This is a genomic window from Rhizobium rosettiformans W3 (assembly GCF_004912135.1).
In the GTDB taxonomy this organism is placed as follows: Bacteria; Pseudomonadota; Alphaproteobacteria; order Rhizobiales; family Rhizobiaceae; genus Allorhizobium; species Allorhizobium rosettiformans.
Genome location: NZ_STGU01000017.1, coordinates 20772 through 35617, shown reverse-complemented (window position 1 = coordinate 35617; position 14846 = coordinate 20772). Strand labels below are relative to the sequence as shown.

At 60.9% G+C, this 14846-nt stretch carries 18 protein-coding genes and 1 pseudogene; 8 read left to right on the top strand and 11 right to left on the bottom strand.

The window, feature by feature from the left end; translation table 11 throughout:
• Positions 1-70 precede the first annotated feature (70 nt).
• From traC to traG, 3 genes are read left to right on the top strand one after another with little or no spacing between them, the layout of a single operon-like run.
• On the top strand, positions 71-370 hold the full coding sequence (traC, locus tag FAA86_RS21190; protein ID WP_136542987.1) for a conjugal transfer protein TraC: 300 nt from the start codon (positions 71-73) through the stop codon (positions 368-370).
• A gap of 4 nt (positions 371-374) precedes the next feature.
• The gene (gene traD, locus FAA86_RS21185) at positions 375-590 is read left to right on the top strand and encodes a type IV conjugative transfer system coupling protein TraD (RefSeq protein ID WP_136542986.1); all 216 of its coding nucleotides are present in this window, start codon (positions 375-377) and stop codon (positions 588-590) included.
• Positions 577-2511, top strand: coding sequence for a Ti-type conjugative transfer system protein TraG (gene traG, locus FAA86_RS21180; RefSeq protein ID WP_136542985.1), 1935 nt, complete (start codon positions 577-579; stop codon positions 2509-2511). The genes traD and traG overlap by 14 nt, the downstream gene beginning before the upstream one ends.
• Before the next feature lie 15 nt (positions 2512-2526).
• On the opposite strand, the pseudogene FAA86_RS25025 reads toward traG, so the two are convergent.
• Positions 2527-2811, bottom strand: a pseudogene (locus FAA86_RS25025) (hypothetical protein).
• Between the two features lie 438 nt (positions 2812-3249).
• On the opposite strand from FAA86_RS25025, the gene FAA86_RS21170 reads away from it, so the two are divergent.
• From FAA86_RS21170 to FAA86_RS21160, 3 genes are all read left to right on the top strand, one after another.
• Positions 3250-4068 carry a chromate resistance protein ChrB domain-containing protein gene (locus tag FAA86_RS21170; protein WP_136542984.1) on the top strand — a complete coding sequence of 273 codons (819 nt, stop codon included), beginning with the start codon at positions 3250-3252 and terminating at the stop codon, positions 4066-4068.
• A 1-nt stretch (position 4069) separates the two neighbouring features.
• Positions 4070-5473, top strand: a complete 1404-nt coding sequence (gene chrA / locus FAA86_RS21165) for a chromate efflux transporter (RefSeq protein WP_136542983.1) — start codon at positions 4070-4072, stop codon at positions 5471-5473.
• Positions 5474-5692: 219 nt separating this feature from the next.
• The gene (locus FAA86_RS21160) at positions 5693-6025 is read left to right on the top strand and encodes a WGR domain-containing protein (protein WP_167495057.1); all 333 of its coding nucleotides are present in this window, start codon (positions 5693-5695) and stop codon (positions 6023-6025) included.
• Positions 6026-6111: 86 nt separating this feature from the next.
• Here the strand turns inward: FAA86_RS21160 and FAA86_RS21155 are convergent, their stop codons facing one another.
• The 4 genes from FAA86_RS21155 to FAA86_RS21145 form a co-directional block, all read right to left on the bottom strand.
• Entirely contained in the window at positions 6112-6528 is a 417-nt protein-coding gene (locus FAA86_RS21155; RefSeq protein ID WP_027488996.1) for a hypothetical protein, read from the bottom strand.
• Positions 6525-6791: a type II toxin-antitoxin system prevent-host-death family antitoxin gene (locus FAA86_RS21150; RefSeq protein ID WP_136542982.1), complete on the bottom strand. Its 267-nt coding sequence runs from the start codon at positions 6789-6791 to the stop codon at positions 6525-6527. Before FAA86_RS21150 ends, FAA86_RS21155 begins: the two co-directional genes overlap by 4 nt.
• 123 nt (positions 6792-6914) lie before the next feature.
• On the bottom strand, positions 6915-7085 hold the full coding sequence (locus tag FAA86_RS24710; RefSeq protein WP_167495056.1) for a hypothetical protein: 171 nt from the start codon (positions 7083-7085) through the stop codon (positions 6915-6917).
• 322 nt (positions 7086-7407) lie between these two features.
• Entirely contained in the window at positions 7408-7716 is a 309-nt protein-coding gene (locus tag FAA86_RS21145) for a DUF736 domain-containing protein (protein ID WP_136542981.1), read from the bottom strand.
• Between the two features lie 454 nt (positions 7717-8170).
• Here FAA86_RS21145 and FAA86_RS24705 point away from each other — a divergent pair, with 454 nt between their 5' ends.
• The gene (locus FAA86_RS24705; protein WP_167495055.1) at positions 8171-8344 is read left to right on the top strand and encodes a hypothetical protein; all 174 of its coding nucleotides are present in this window, start codon (positions 8171-8173) and stop codon (positions 8342-8344) included.
• A 3-nt stretch (positions 8345-8347) separates the two neighbouring features.
• Here the strand turns inward: FAA86_RS24705 and FAA86_RS21140 are convergent, their stop codons facing one another.
• From FAA86_RS21140 to FAA86_RS21115, 6 genes are all read right to left on the bottom strand, one after another.
• Entirely contained in the window at positions 8348-9271 is a 924-nt protein-coding gene (locus FAA86_RS21140) for an ArdC family protein (RefSeq protein ID WP_136542980.1), read from the bottom strand.
• 275 nt (positions 9272-9546) lie between these two features.
• On the bottom strand, positions 9547-10134 hold the full coding sequence (locus FAA86_RS21135) for a hypothetical protein (RefSeq protein ID WP_136542979.1): 588 nt from the start codon (positions 10132-10134) through the stop codon (positions 9547-9549).
• Positions 10135-10527: 393 nt separating this feature from the next.
• The gene (locus FAA86_RS21130; protein WP_136542978.1) at positions 10528-10839 is read right to left on the bottom strand and encodes a hypothetical protein; all 312 of its coding nucleotides are present in this window, start codon (positions 10837-10839) and stop codon (positions 10528-10530) included.
• On the bottom strand, positions 10836-11744 hold the full coding sequence (locus tag FAA86_RS21125) for a DUF7007 domain-containing protein (RefSeq protein ID WP_136542977.1): 909 nt from the start codon (positions 11742-11744) through the stop codon (positions 10836-10838). Before FAA86_RS21125 ends, FAA86_RS21130 begins: the two co-directional genes overlap by 4 nt.
• Positions 11741-13492, bottom strand: a complete 1752-nt coding sequence (locus FAA86_RS21120; protein ID WP_136542976.1) for a ParB N-terminal domain-containing protein — start codon at positions 13490-13492, stop codon at positions 11741-11743. Before FAA86_RS21120 ends, FAA86_RS21125 begins: the two co-directional genes overlap by 4 nt.
• Positions 13493-13822: 330 nt before the next feature.
• Entirely contained in the window at positions 13823-14140 is a 318-nt protein-coding gene (locus FAA86_RS21115; protein WP_136542975.1) for a hypothetical protein, read from the bottom strand.
• Positions 14141-14432: 292 nt separating this feature from the next.
• On the opposite strand from FAA86_RS21115, the gene FAA86_RS21110 reads away from it, so the two are divergent.
• Positions 14433-14693, top strand: coding sequence for a hypothetical protein (locus tag FAA86_RS21110; RefSeq protein WP_136542974.1), 261 nt, complete (start codon positions 14433-14435; stop codon positions 14691-14693).
• The last annotated feature ends 153 nt before the right edge of the window (positions 14694-14846 follow it).

Sequence of the window (14846 nt, the reverse complement as noted above, 5' to 3'; positions counted from 1 at the left end):
ATTGGCACGCCGATCTGAACGACTCTCGCAGCGTGAACCACAACAAGCAGGCAACAGGGACAATCCAAAGATGAAGAAACCATCCTCCAAGATCCGCGAAGAAATTGCCAAGCTCCAGGATCAGCTCAAGGCAGCAGAAACCAGGGAGGCCGAACGGATCGGCCGCATCGCACTGCGCGCTGGTCTTGGCGAATTCGAGATTGACGAGAGCGAACTTCAGGCGGCGCTTGAGGAACTGGCGAAACGGTTTCGCAGCGGGCCGACAGCACAAAGCTCCGGACAGAACGGGAAGGGGAGAGGAAGCACGGGCGCCGGGCAGGCTTCGGCGAACCCGGCTGGCGAGGCTCCGGGCAGCCTTGGCGAGGCTTGAGCGCATGGCGAGGACCACGACATCGGACGCCCGCAAGAAGGACACGCGCGAGAAGATCGAGCTCGGGGGCCTTATCGTCAAAGCGGGTCTGCGCTTCGAGAAGCGGGCGCTTCTGCTCGGCGCATTGATAGACCTGCAGCGCCGGCTGAACTCCGACGGCCATGAGCGATCACGATTGACGGCGATCGGGGCGGAGGTGTTCGGCAATGAAGGCGAATAAGATCGTTCTCGTTCTTCTGCCTGTGGCCGTCATGGGCGCGGCTCTGTTCGCTCTCACCGGCATCGAGACCTGGCTTGCCGGCTTCGGAAAGACCGAGGCTGCAAAGCTTGCCCTGGGACGGGCAGGGGTCGCTGCGCCATACGTGGCGGCTGCCGCCCTCGGCCTGATTTTCCTGTTCGCAGCGGCCGGGTCAGCCAGCATTCGCGCCGCGAGCCTCGGTGCTACTGTAGGAAACGCCGCAGTTATCCTGACGGCGTGCGTGCGGGAAGGCGTGCGACTTGCAGCGCTTTCCTCCCAGGTACCAGCGGACAAATCCGCGCTGTCCTATATGGATCCATCGACCATGATCGGCGCTGCTGCAGCACTGATGTCGGGCTGCTTCGCAGTGCGCGTGGCGATCGTTGGCAACGCCGCTTTCGCGCGGGCTGCGCCAAAACGCATCACTGGTAAACGTGCACTGCACGGCGAGGCCGACTGGATGACACTTGTCGAAGCCGACAAGCTGTTCCCGACAACTGGCGGCATTGTAGTCGGCGAGCGGTATCGCGTCGACCGCGACAGCGTTGCCAGCGTGTCGTTTCGTGCCGACACCAAGGACACATGGGGTGCCGGAGGCAAGTCCCCGCTGCTCTGCTTCGACGGCTCATTCGGCTCATCGCACGGCATCGTCTTTGCGGGATCGGGCGGTTTCAAAACGACCTCGGTGACGATCCCGACAGCGTTGAAGTGGGGCGGATCGCTCATCGTGCTCGATCCGTCGAACGAGGTCGCGCCGATGGTGTCGAAACATCGGGAAGAGGCGGGCAGGCGTGTCAGGATCCTCGATCCGCGGAAACCCGCGACTGGCTTCAACGCACTCGACTGGGTCGGCCAGCATGGCGGCACGAAAGAGGAGGATATCGCCTCTGTCGCCTCGTGGATCATGAGCGATAGCGGTCGCGCGAGTGGCGTCCGCGACGACTTTTTCCGTGCCTCAGGCCTGCAACTCCTCACTGCAATCATCGCCGATGTCTGCCTGTCCGGTCACACACCGACGGAGAAGCAAACGCTGCGTCAGGTCCGAGCCAATCTTGCAGAGCCTGAGCCACAGTTGCGCAAGCGCTTGCAGGAAATATACGACAACTCCGGCTCGGCCTTCGTGAAAGAGAACGTCGCCGCCTTCGTCAACATGACACCGGAAACCTTTTCCGGCGTCTACGCCAATGCGATCAAGGAGACGCACTGGCTCTCATACCAGAACTACGCGGCGCTGGTCTCGGGTTCGACGTTTCGGACCGAGGATATCGCGTCTGGCAAAACGGACGTGTTCATCAACATCGATCTCAAGACACTGGAGACCCATAGCGGACTGGCGCGTGTCGTGATCGGCTCGTTTCTGAACGCGATCTATAACCGCGACGGCGCAATGGACGGCCGCGCCCTGTTCCTCCTCGATGAGGTCGCCCGTCTCGGTTACATGCGTATTTTGGAGACCGCCCGAGACGCCGGCCGCAAGTACAGCATTACGCTGACGATGATCTATCAGTCGATCGGCCAGCTGCGCGAAACCTACGGCGGGCGCGACGCCTCGAGCAAGTGGTTCGAGAGCGCAAGCTGGATCAGTTTCGCGGCCATCAACGATCCGGAAACAGCAGACTACATCTCTCGCCGCTGCGGCATGACGACGGTCGAGATCGACCAGGTCAGCCGCAGCTTTCAGTCGCGTGGCTCTTCGCGGACCCGGTCAAAGCAGCTTGCCGCTCGGCCACTCATCCAACCGCACGAAGTGCTGCGCATGAGGGCGGACGAGCAGATCGTCTTCACGGCTGGGAACCCGCCGCTGAGATGCGGCCGCGCCATCTGGTTCCGGCGAAACGATATGAAGGCTTGCGTTGAGCAGAGCAGGTTCCAGCGTCGCGAAGCGCCCGCACATGAACAATGAAGAGCATCGGAGAAATCAGCGTAGCGACGACCGCCAGGGCGTGATTTCGGGAATTCTCGTCATGCTTCGAAAAGCCGTCCACTCGTCGGCGACCCCTTCGGTCAGTTCGTCGAAAACCTCCATCATCGCGTTAGTGATTGATTGGTCAAGAGCGTTGCCAGCGACGCGAACGTCGTTCTCGGAGCCATCGCGAGCAGCACGCGCAAGTTCATACCCCTGATCTGCGACAATCTACTTGGCCACCTCGATTGCCCAGAGACCGAAGTCCCCGCGGTTATCAATCTGGATAGCGCCTTCCATCTGCGTCTCCCGTGATGGTTCGTCGTCTTCTTTTCATGGGCGTTGCGCAACGACAAGCGTGAGACACCGATCTAGGGAGGCAACGGCCGACTTTAAGGGATCAACGACCGTGCTCATGTACGCCAAGCCCGACGATAGTGCTCATCACCGATTGCGGCGATCCACTGTCGGCCCTAAGTGGACATTGCTGGCGGAAGATAAGGGGCAGCTTTGCGCCTTTATAGTAGACGTACACGGCGACTGCCCCAGCCCCAAATGCCGACGTTACTCCCACCTGTGCCAGATGCAAAAAAGGCGCGAAATGCCCCCTCCGGTTGGCAGCCTGAGAATTGACAGTCTGCAAAACCACGTTAAACAGTCGCTATGGGGTCGCGATCGCCCCACGAGGCGCCATGCCAAAGAATCGCGTCCATCAAACCGGCTAACGGAGGACGCGCCATGCCGTCATTTCTTGAAATTTCACCTGAAAAATTAAGCCGCCTCATCGGTACGCCGAGCGCCCCGGTGCTTATTGACGTGCGCACCGACGAGGATTTTGAGGCCGATCCGCGGCTGCTTCCAGGCTCTCGTCGCCGTTCTCATGAAGACGTCGACTCATGGGCGGGAGAGAAGATCAATGGTCCGGTTGTGATCATCTGCCAGAAGGGCAAGAAGCTTAGCCACGGTGTTGCCGCCTATTTGCGAACGGGAGGAACTGCTGCGGAAGTCCTTGAAGGCGGTTTCGAGGCCTGGAAGGCCACGGCTCTGCCTTTAATGCCGACGAGTCAGATGCCGAAGCGCGATGCTCAGGGCCGGACGGTCTGGGTGACGCGCTCGCGGCCGAAGATCGATCGCATTGCCTGCCCCTGGCTGATCCGGCGCTTTATCGATCCCGGTGCAGTCTTTCTGTTTGTCGCGCCCGGCGAGGTGGTCGCCGTCGCAGAGCGGTTTGGCGCAACGCCATTCGATGTCGACGATGTGTTCTGGAGCCACCGGGGTGAGCTCTGCACTTTCGACGTGATGATCGAGGAGTTCGCACTTGCGATGGCACCGCTCCTCCACCTGGCGACGATCGTCCGTGGTGCCGATACGGCGCGGCCGGATCTTGCGCCCGAGGTGGCGGGCCTGCTCGCCGCATCACTCGGACTGTCGCGCATGTTTAACGACGACCTTCAACAACTCGAGGCCGGAATGACGCTCTACGACGCATTCTATCGCTGGTGCCGCGATGCAACCGGCGAAACACACGACTGGCCTGCTGGAAAGAAAGGCAACTGAGATGTCGGACACGATTGTTTCTGCAGAACCATCGCGCAGGCCGGCAGAACACGGTGTTCCGTTCATTGAGGCATTCAAGGTCTGGCTGCGCGTTGCAGCCTTGAGCTTTGGTGGCCCCGCCGGCCAGATCGCGGTCATGCACCGGATTGTCGTCGACGAGAAGAAATGGGTCGGCGAGAACCGGTTCCTGCATGCCTTGAACTATTGCATGCTGCTTCCGGGTCCTGAAGCGCAGCAGCTTGCCGTCTATCTCGGCTGGCTGATGCACCGCACGGCAGGCGGACTTATGGCGGGGATACTCTTCATCCTGCCCGGCTTTCTGTCCATCCTTGCGCTCAGCTACGTCTATGTCCTCTATGGCGACGTGTCTGTGGTTGAGGGGCTGTTCTTCGGCTTGAAGGCTGCCGTCCTCGCGATCGTTCTTCAGGCTGTTTTCCGGATTGGTGGAAGGGCATTGAAAAGCCCGGCCATGGTGCTGATCGCCGCTCTGGCCTTCCTGGCAATCTTCGCATTCCAAGTCCCGTTTCCCGTGATCATCCTTGCGGCGGGCATTCTTGGCTATCTCGGAGCAAAGACCGGGCACGGTTGGTTTTCGATTGCAGGCGGACACAAGGCGGCGGCAGGCAAAATCCTGTCTGACGCGGATTCTGCTCTCGGCGAGGCTATGCCCGCGCATGCGAGGCCCAACCTCCAATGGTCGCTGAGGGTGTCTGTGGTGCTTCTGCTGCTCTGGCTTGCGCCCGTGGCCTTACTTTATGTCACACTCGGCCCCGACAACGTCTTTACGCAGATCGGCGTCTTCTTCAGCAAGATGGCGGTCGTCACCTTTGGCGGTGCCTATGCGGTCCTCGCCTATGTGGCCCAGGAGGCGGTGCAGAGTTACCAATGGCTACGGCCCGGCGAGATGCTGGACGGGCTCGGCATGGCGGAAACGACGCCGGGACCGCTGATCATGGTGCTACAGTTCGTCGGTTTCCTTGGCGCTTATCGCGATGCAGGCGGGCTTGATCCGTTACAGGCAGCAACGTTGGGCGCTATCCTTGCGACCTGGGTGACCTTTGTTCCGTGCTTTCTCTGGATATTTCTCGGCGCGCCGTTCATTGAGCGGCTGCGCGGCAATGTGGCTATCTCCGGCGGCATGGCAGCCATAACGGCCGCTGTCGTTGGTGTGATCCTCAACCTTGCGATCTGGTTCGGCCTGCATGTCCTGTTTTCGGAGGTGGCGACATTCCAAGCTGAGCTGCTCTCAATACAAGTGCCCGTGCTGTCTTCAGTCGACTGGGCCTCAGTCGTACTGACACTTCTGGCAATCATCGCGATCTTCCGCCTCAAAATGTCGGTCATGACGGTCCTCCTCGGCACCGCGGTGCTCGGGATGGCCGGGACCCTTGCAGGCGTGCAGTGAATGTGGTGCTGCTTCAACAAGTGCTAAAACGGGCTGGCGCAGGTGAGCACGCCAGCCTTGAGAAGTGAGTGGCCCGCTCGATGTGGCTGCAGGCACTATCGGACTCGAACTGCAGCTTGATTCGGTTTGGTATTCAGAACCGGACCGTCTGGTGCCGGCCCCAAAGCCGCATGCCGAAGGCGGACAACCCAAACACGACTGCATCGCCAGATCACGAAAATGAATCGATCACGCCCGAGCGATTCAAAACTCTCGTTGGACCTCGATTTGAACAAACACGATCATGCCGGCATGATCAGTCAGCCATATAAGCTCTATGTAGAGAGGACGGACGCCAAGAAAAAAATGGCCCGCTTTTACGCGATGTCGATCGAGCCGAACCTGTTTGGGGAGGCATGCCTGACGCGGCGATGGGGACGGATTGGGACGAACGGTCAGATGAAAACTCATCAGTTCGAAAAGGAACAGGCCGCTGTTGACCTCTTCCTTGAACTCCTGAGGCAAAAACGCCGCCGGGGATATCGGGCAATAGGCTGTGTCAGCTCGCAATAAACTCTCGACGATACTGCCGCTGGCAAAAGAAAGTGTGAGGGCGGACCTTGGTCTTCTCGAACGGAGACCCTGCTGTCCACACTCCGCTATCTCGATCGGCTAACTTCCGCAAAGGACTTTCGACGGGCAATAAATTCGCGCAGAAGCGGCAAAAAGAATGCCTTGCTGAAGTGACCAAGCGGAGGCTCAGGCTCCAGATAGAATGACCGGCCTATGATATCGCTGTTGAACTCATCCAGGATGAGCCACAGTGGAAGATCTGCATCAAGACCCGCGCGTCGCTTTTCGATGGTCGGGATCTCGACGGCAAAACGATTTCGGTCGGGCATCTTTGTCGTGATCGGAAAAAACAGGACAAGATCGCCACCCGACCTCGCGATCCGCACGCCGACAGCCACAGGACGGTTCTTGCGCCCTTCCGTTTCTCCCTCGTTTGCCTCATGGCTCCACAGATATGGATATCGAACTACCGCAGCCGTCTGGACCTTGTCATATACGCTCATCGACTCGTCTCATCAGACTGGGCGTAGCCATCGACGGCCTCTTCAAATTCAGCAAACAGCTCGTCGGACATTGTCTCCAGTCTGCCTACAGAGCGACGATCCGACTGGCGCATAAGACGTTCGTAATCGTCTATGTTCAGCAACACCAATCTCGGCTTGTTGCGTTGGGTGATGGTGACAGGGTGTCGAAGTGCCTCGGCGATGATATCTCCGGATTTCCGAGAAAGGTCGCTTGTCGTGTAGGAGCCGTTCCTGCTTGTCATGTGGCCAGCCTCAATACGATTAGGGTCAAAGGGTCTCAGTGCTGTTTATACAGCATATACAGCATTGGTGTAAATAATGTATTCGTGGTCGCACGGTGGAGGGGTTGGTAGAGATCACCGCCGTCAGAAAGGCGGCTCTGCCTCAGCCAGGCCCTCCATCTCGGCAGCCGCGACGATCAGCTCCGCCAGAGCGCATTCCAGTTCGGCCTCGATCTGGCGACGCTCGGCGCCATCAACAGCGTTGCGCAGCTCGACCCGCAGTTCTTCGATCTGGATTTCGAGTTCGTAGGTCATCTTCGTCTCCTTGACGTTTGTGAAAGATGACAGGCGGGTCCGAGAGGGGATGGCGGGGTCAAGGATCGCATGCGCGACCGGCAGAGCCGGTGAGTGGGGGAGCCGATTTGCGGAAGCTGCCCTTGAGGGCAGGTGGAGCAAATTGGGGGAACCGCTCATCCTCGAGGCCGGTGTCGCCGCTTGGCACAATCATGCATTCTGAGCAGCTTCTCCGTTCACAGTATGCCACCAAAAAAGCCGGGCCTGGCTCGATGCCAGATCCGGCTTTGACTTCTCCGGCAGGAGAGTGGGCTCCGCCGATGGCGGAGCCTCGTGATCCTGATCAGTCTCGGTTCGGGCGGGACCAGATGAGCTGGAGGCCATCCTCGCCCTCGACCTCTGCGAGCGTCGCGTAGATCGGAGCCGGGAAGCTCGGATCGTCGAGCTTGACCGAGAGGTAGTCGCGGCCCTCACCGGAGGTCTTCTGCCAAGCGGCGCCGAGCTCAACGGTACCCGCATAGACGCGGAACTGCGGGCCCTTTTCGGAAGGGTTTTCGACCCGGGCGATGCGGGCCTTGACGTTGAGGGCGAGTGTACGGATCGAGCCCGTGAAGCCATTCTCGGTGGAGGTGAAAGTGCCGATGGTAGCCATTGTCGTATTCCTTTTCTGGTGTTCGGGCCGCGCCCATCGCGGCCTCGATGGCAGTCGACAAGACCGGAGACGATCGGACCGCACCCAATAGGGCCGTAGTGAAATGGAGGGCGGCAAGTCGCAGATTTGTTAGCGGGAGAGGAGGAAGGCGCAGCCTTCCGGGGTAAGAAATCTGAGCCTTGTCGTTGCGGGAAGACGATCGAGGCGCAGCCGGACTCCGGTCAGACATGCCTCATCGAGCCCGCAGATGGGCTGCCTGAAAACTCTGACGTGAGGGATATGGCAATGGTGTTCCGACGCACTCGCCCGGGCACTAATGTTCTTGCGCCATCCCCCACTTCTGCCGTCGTTGCTTGTTTCAGTCGGGGACTGGAAGCCCTCACATGGTAGACCCGCTTGCCCAGCTTACACTGTGCGATATCGTTGCACTCGCGAATCGCAGCCTGGAGGATCAATGCGCCAGCAGACAAAGCCGTTCATCATTGAGCGCAAGCCATCCCGCAAACCCAAACTCGACGCTCAAAAACCGTCAATCTGGGGAAGGCTGGGCGGTGACATCGCACAAGGTCTCAAGGACGAACGTGATGAGGAGCACGCGGTCGCCACAGGCGGTGACGACCGCGCCTGAGCGTCAGGCCGCAGCCTTCACCTCCGATTCCGGCTGTAGGGAATGCAGGAAACTCACCGCGCGCTGCGCATGGGCTGCCGCCTGGAAGATCACTCGCTTGTCGTTGGCCAGCACCGATAGCCAGGACTGCAGGTAGGACGCGTGATCGGGCCGCGGCTCGAGCTCTGGCGCAATGCCGAGATCGGCGCAAAGGAAGCAACTTCCAAGCTCGGCAATGAGCTCTTCGCGGGCACGGTCCGTCCGGTCCTTGGTATAGCGCGAGAGATCACGTCCGACGCGATGCGCCGCCGCTGTCCAATGGGTCAGCTCATGGCTGAGGACGGCCGCGTGCCCAGCAGCATCGCGAAACGCTTCGAAGGGCGGCATCTGGATAACGTCCTTGATCGGCGAATAATAGGCCTGGTTGCCGCCGTGCCGGATCACGGCGCCGGTGTTGCGGAAGAAGAGATCGGCGCGCGCTATTCGCTCGACAGGATCCCGGACCTTGGCCGGCGGGGCATGATAGGTGTCGGGCAAACCATCGATTTGCTCGATATTGAACACAGAATACGCCTTCAGGAACGGGATTTCCCGATCGACATCATTGCCGTTTCCGTCGGCCACCGACTTGGTGAACCGGCTGGCGAAGACAACCGTCGAGCCCGTTTCGCCTTTCCGCACGGCCCCGCCCAGTTCGAGGGCCTGTTTGAAGGTCATCCACATCGAGGAGGAGAAACCGCGCGATACCTGCTCTGACCACAGGAGCAGCACATTCATGCCGGAATAGGGGAGGCCATTGTGGCGCACCGGCCGGCTGATGCGACTATGCGTGTTGGCGGCGCTCCATGGTTTCATCCAGGGGCGCACGCCCTGTTCGAGATCCTCTACGATCCGTTCGGTGATCCTCGTATAGATGTCGATGCGATCGTTATCCGTTTTCCTGCCCATGACTTCCTTCTCCATTTCTCAGAACCGCGTCTTTCGCGGTCCGTCACGGAGGTCTGAAGTCAGGGGCCGATGGTGCGCCCATGCACCGGAACGGCCGCAACAGCGTGGAGGACGGCGAAGCCGTTGCTTGGGTGCCCGGCTCCTGCAGGACCGCCGAGCGGGACAGGCCGCGACAGGTACGTCTCCAGCTTTACTTTTCGACAAGGAAAAGGCCGGCGCTGTCTGGCGCCGGCCCCGGGGAGGAGAAAGGGGCGGGGTCATCACCGCCGGTGGTGTTATCCGAGAGCCGCCATCTGCGCTTCGGCAGCCTTGCGATCAAGAGAGGCGCCGGGGTTCTCGACCGGCCGGTCGAAGGGCTTCCAGGTCTCGCCGACCACATGCTCGTAGGCAGCAACCGCGCCTTCGGCTGCCATTCGGAGCGCGTGGGACTGGACGCCCATGTCGGCTGCGAACTCGCGCTTGCGCTGGGCCGCGCTGTCATAGCCGACCGGACCGTCTAGGTCCTCATCGCGGGCGTCGTTCGACGCCTTGGCGGTCGCGTCGCGCGCCTCGGTGACGGCGCGGGAGTAAAACTGCCCGGCGCCATGCGCGGATCCGACGAAGGCTCCGACGATACGCTGCAGATGGATCTGCATGGCCTTCTCGCCGATGCCATCGGAGAGGCTCTCGGCGGTTTCGACGATCAGCCGCTCATGCAGGCTGCGGATGCCGTCGCTGTCGACGATGGCCGTGCCGAAGCTTTCGGCGATTTTTAGCGCCTGGATGGTGTCCGGGCAGGAGAGGCGGACCATCTCGAGGGTGGTCCCTCGCCGGGATTGCGTCGATCGGGCGGTGGAGCGATTGGAGGTGGCGGGCTTGGCCATGTCTGTTCCTTCCGTGGCTGCCGAAGCGGTTCCGGCCCGTGCCGGTCTGCCCTTCGATGCGGGCGACCAGGAACCGGCAAAGGGCGGGCGGCTTCAAAGGTCCGATCCGGCTGAGCCAGCGGGGCAGGGTTGCGAGCCAGCAGGTCTTGACCTGAGCAGACCGCGAGCCTGCCCTCGCGCAGAGAGGCTGGATCGGCCGCCACGCGGCGCGACAGCGGCCTTGAAACGATCGGCCGCCGGTTCAGACCGCAGCAACAAAGAAGGGCAGTCCGGCTCGGGTCCGATATCAAATGCAAGCCCGAGAGGGACGGCATGGCCAAGCCCGCCACCGAAATAGACGCCAAGACCGTATGATGGTGACCAAGCCGCCCCGCTACTCCGCGTCAGATCCACCTATCCCGCGAGAGGCAAAACAGGCGCGTGACCGTGAAGCTCGAGCGCGTCGATGATCTGCTCTTGCACCACCAGCCTGCATGTGAGCGTGTCGAGTTCGCTCCACCGCTCGAAGGCCAGGCGCTCGACAAGCTCCTGATGATAGAGACGGCGACCGGATCGCCGGCGCGCCCGGCTCCTGGTCTTCACCGTGATCGCCTTACGTCCGGCCCGCGCCGCAATCTGGCGGGTCAGACAATCCAGATGCCGCAGGGTCTCACGCCGGGCACTGACTGCCGTCGCCAGCGATCTCGATGCGAGGACATCAATCATGACCCGATCCCCCGGCTTCGCCAGCCGAGAAATGAGGATGGCCCATGATATTCGGCATGACGGTCGGGATCGATCACAAATCCGAACCTACCGCGCCTGGCATATTCGTCGCTCGGCACAAGGAAGCGACGTTCATTATCCCAGGCCTTTCGGTCACCCGCCCCTCTATCACCGGCGACGACCGCCACGACCTCAGTCATTCCGGGGTTCTTATCGGAGAAGATTGCCGAGGTGACGACATAGTCTGACGCATGACGTTGATCGAACGCCCGGCGATCCTTCGCCCAGCTCTCACCCTCGGCGAGCGAGCAACCGTGGATCTTCTCCCAGACGTCGGGCCAGGTATTGCGGATGGTCTTTTCTGCCATTGACCGCTCGCAGTCGGTGAACAGGTCCGGAAAACTGATCGCCACGATCGCCCATTCGCAGTCTTCCTCGTACCAGAGCGTGTCCTTCCGCAGCAGCGGATGGACTTTAGCATTGCGATCGGAAGAGAGGTGAAAGCCGCCGTGGCCGGCCGTACTGTGGGCGACAACGCCTTCGGCGTAGACGACCGCCATCTGTGAACCGCCCCAGGGCGTGCTCGCCGACATGCGGGTCTGCACGCGGTTGAGCTTGGCCAGATCGTGTTTATGACCGGCCGTCTCGGCGACGCGCATTCGAAACTCGGCCTCATTGGCCACCCGGCCATCATGACCGAAGAAGTCGGCGCGCGTCAGCTCTGCCAGCGGCCGACGAACGGCGACGGCACTCGCAAGGAACGCGAAGCCGCTGTGTGATGTGACCATGGCAAGGACCAAGTCATCAATGCGAGCGACGGGCATGCCATCGGCACTGGTGGCAAACTCCACCCCCGAAAAATCGGGGGTGGGTGCGACGATGTTCAAGGTTAGGGCGGCGGTCATGCTGCTGCCCTCTGATTGAAGTCCTGATCGTCGTCGTCATCGGTTGCGACGTCTGTGTCCTGCAGAGCATCGTGATCTGCATCTCCTTCGACCTGACCCTCCTGTTCATCAGCAGGGTCGTCAGCTTGGCCGCCGTCACCCTCGCCCGCACCGATGACATCCGTAGTGGAGCTTGCCCGGATCCACGCGAGCAACTCGTCGGCCGGCGGTGCGAAGCGGCCGGACGGATGGACGAAGTGCTCGGTGGCAAAATGCTCCACGAGCGCTGCGCGGGTTTCGCGCACCTTCTGCCGTGGCTGAATCGATGCCTCGGCGCAAGACGCTTCCAGCGCCTGGCGCGACAGGCACAAGAGGAAATCTTCCGATCCCATGTTCGGCAGGTATTTATCGGCTCCGATCGCATCACCGGCAATGCGCGCCACCATGCCGCTATTGGACATGCCCCTGCGGCATGAAAGTACATCGACCAGCACCGAGCGAACGGCAACTCGAAGCGTATCCTGATCGAAGGCGAGCTTGCCATGCTCGCCAAACAGTCCGACGGCATGACGCGAGAGGCGCTTGCCGCCGTAGAAGGTCCCGTCAGCACCGGAGTCGATGCGAACATTCTGGCCAGCGAAGGCCAGGACCATCAGTGCCATCAACATGTCATCCTCGATCGGCGCGCGACCGAGCGCGTCATGCAGCGCGTCCGTGCGGAAATCGCCGATCATGTCGTGGCCCTTCTGCGTGACATCTGGCCGAGCCTTCGGCGCTGCGATCGCGTCGCTATCATCAGTGCCGCGGGTAAAGCCGTCGCCACCGCCTCCCTTCTGCTTCGCCGCCTCTGGCATGCGGTAGTGGACCGTCTGCACCTTGCCGTCACGATCGAGATAGAGCGCCGCGTGGTCGGACTTGGACGGCTTGCCGTAGACTTGGGCAGCCTTCTTCGGCAGTTCCGGCTGGCCCCAGCTGTTGACCTCGACGATCGCGCCGCGCTTCGGCAGATTGCCGGTCATCCACTCATGCTGGGCACCGAGAAATCCCTCTACATTGGTGGTATAGCGGCCATCCTGGTCGGCCGGCGCGAACAGGTCCTCGACCCATTCGATGCCGTAGGCCTGAGCGAGATCATCGCCGAAACTCGCATCTTTGGCATACATCCGCTTCTTGGTCAGCGCGTTTGCGATCTGCCACCAGGGCGCGGTGTCACCCTTCTTCGGCTTATGGGCTTTCCAGACCTCCTTCTGGTCGACCTGGCCGGCGGCCGCGATGATGCGCAGCTGTTGCTCATTCGGCATATCGCCCAGCGCCATCTGTTCAAGCATTGCCGGCAGGACATTGGCGAGGAGCCTGAGCTTGCGAATCTGGCGGACAGGAAGGGCGAGTGCGATGGCGATCGCCTCCTCCGTCCAGCCGAGTGCCACGAGCCGTTCGATACCGCGCCATTGGTCGACGGGGTTGAGAGCCTCGCGAACTGAGTTTTCGACCATCGAGCGCATGGCTCCATTGTCGTTGGCAGCATCGGCAACGAGGATCTCGATTTCTTCGAGGCCCGCGGCAATGGCGAGCCGGACGCGGCGATGGCCAGCGTCGATGATATAGCCGTTACCACCATCGGCTTCGGGCGCAACGACAGGCGGCTGGACGATACCGACGGCCTTAATTGTGGCGAGCATCAGCGCATCAGCCTGCGGCGACGACTTCGTCTGGCGCATCCGGTCAGGATTTTCCTTGAGCGCGCGCGGGTCAACCTTCATGATCTGCATGGGATTTGTCCTTGTCTGGAGGGTTCCGGACCGGCGCCTTGCCAGCCCTTCCTGTCTTCATTCTTCTGGAAGACACCTCCCGGACCGCCGAGCGGCCGGACTGCTGCAACTGCGGCCGAGCATCCCTGCTACGCTGGACAAGCTGGGCTTAAAGCCCAGCGAAGGACGAGTGGCCGGGATAGCGCAGGCGGCGATTGAGCGATAGCGACGGCAGAATGACCGATCGGCGACAGGTTCAACTTCCTGCTTTTCTTCCTCAATCCCACCTTCCAGTTCGAGCTAACGCTCGAAGATGAGACTGCTAGCGGCGGCCATACCTCGACGAAGGGACTAGGTTCGGCGCCTGAGCAGGGCCAGACCATCGGCGAGCATGCGCTTCAGGCTCGGCTTTCTGCTTACCGGTTCAGCAGGGGCGGCTTCGGCGCCACGAACAGCAGCAGGCGGTGGACCGGCGGCCTCGGAACGTGAAGGCGGAAAGGGCTCCTCGACGACGGCGGCGACAACGACATGCGTAATTGTCGTCTCATCCGATTTCACCGAAACGGTGACCTGTCCGCCGGAGCGAAGGCGGTCGACGCCCGTTTGAGCGGCCTCCTGCTCGTCTCGAGCTTCGACCAGCGATGTCTGCGTCACCAGAAAAAATGGCATGTGTCCCTGCGATGTGTTCTACCACAGATCTCATCCGCTTAGCGGTTGCGGTCAAGATGCAGCACCTCCTCAGCGCCGCCTCCGACACAAAAAAGGCGCTCACCCCGTGAGGGGAGCGCCTTCTTCTTTGTATCCCGGGACAAGATCAAACGCCGCCGCGATTGCAGCGAGCAGGACATCGGCTTATCGGGGAGTGATGCTCAGATCTTGTTGACGAAAGGCACTTTCAAGTCGTGATTCGACTTACCGCCTGATAGATCTCTAAGCCTATCAGAATGCCAGGTGAAACGACATGAGCACAGATCCCGAGGCCCGGAGAGCGATCGCGCAACGCGCCATTGATCGCGCGCAAGCGCGTGGGACGCCGATCGACACGGATCCTGCCTTCCTTGCCTTACTGGAGGAATGGATCGGGGGAGAAATCGACATGAAGGCCATGCGCTTACGATACCTTGAAATGACCGCTCTACGAGCTGCCGAGCGGCGGGGCTCGCGCAATAGCCTCTCCCGCATAAACCCTTCGGAATCATCGTACGAGGTGACCGAAGAATAAAAAAATGGGCCTGCAGAAAACTGCGGCCCATGAAGTGTGGAGATCTGAAACCTCCAGAGGGGAACAGCTGCTGCGACGGAACTGGGAGGTGACCGTCATGTGCATCAGCTGAAGGCACTATGCCCGAATTTTGACCAGACGGAAAACATTTAT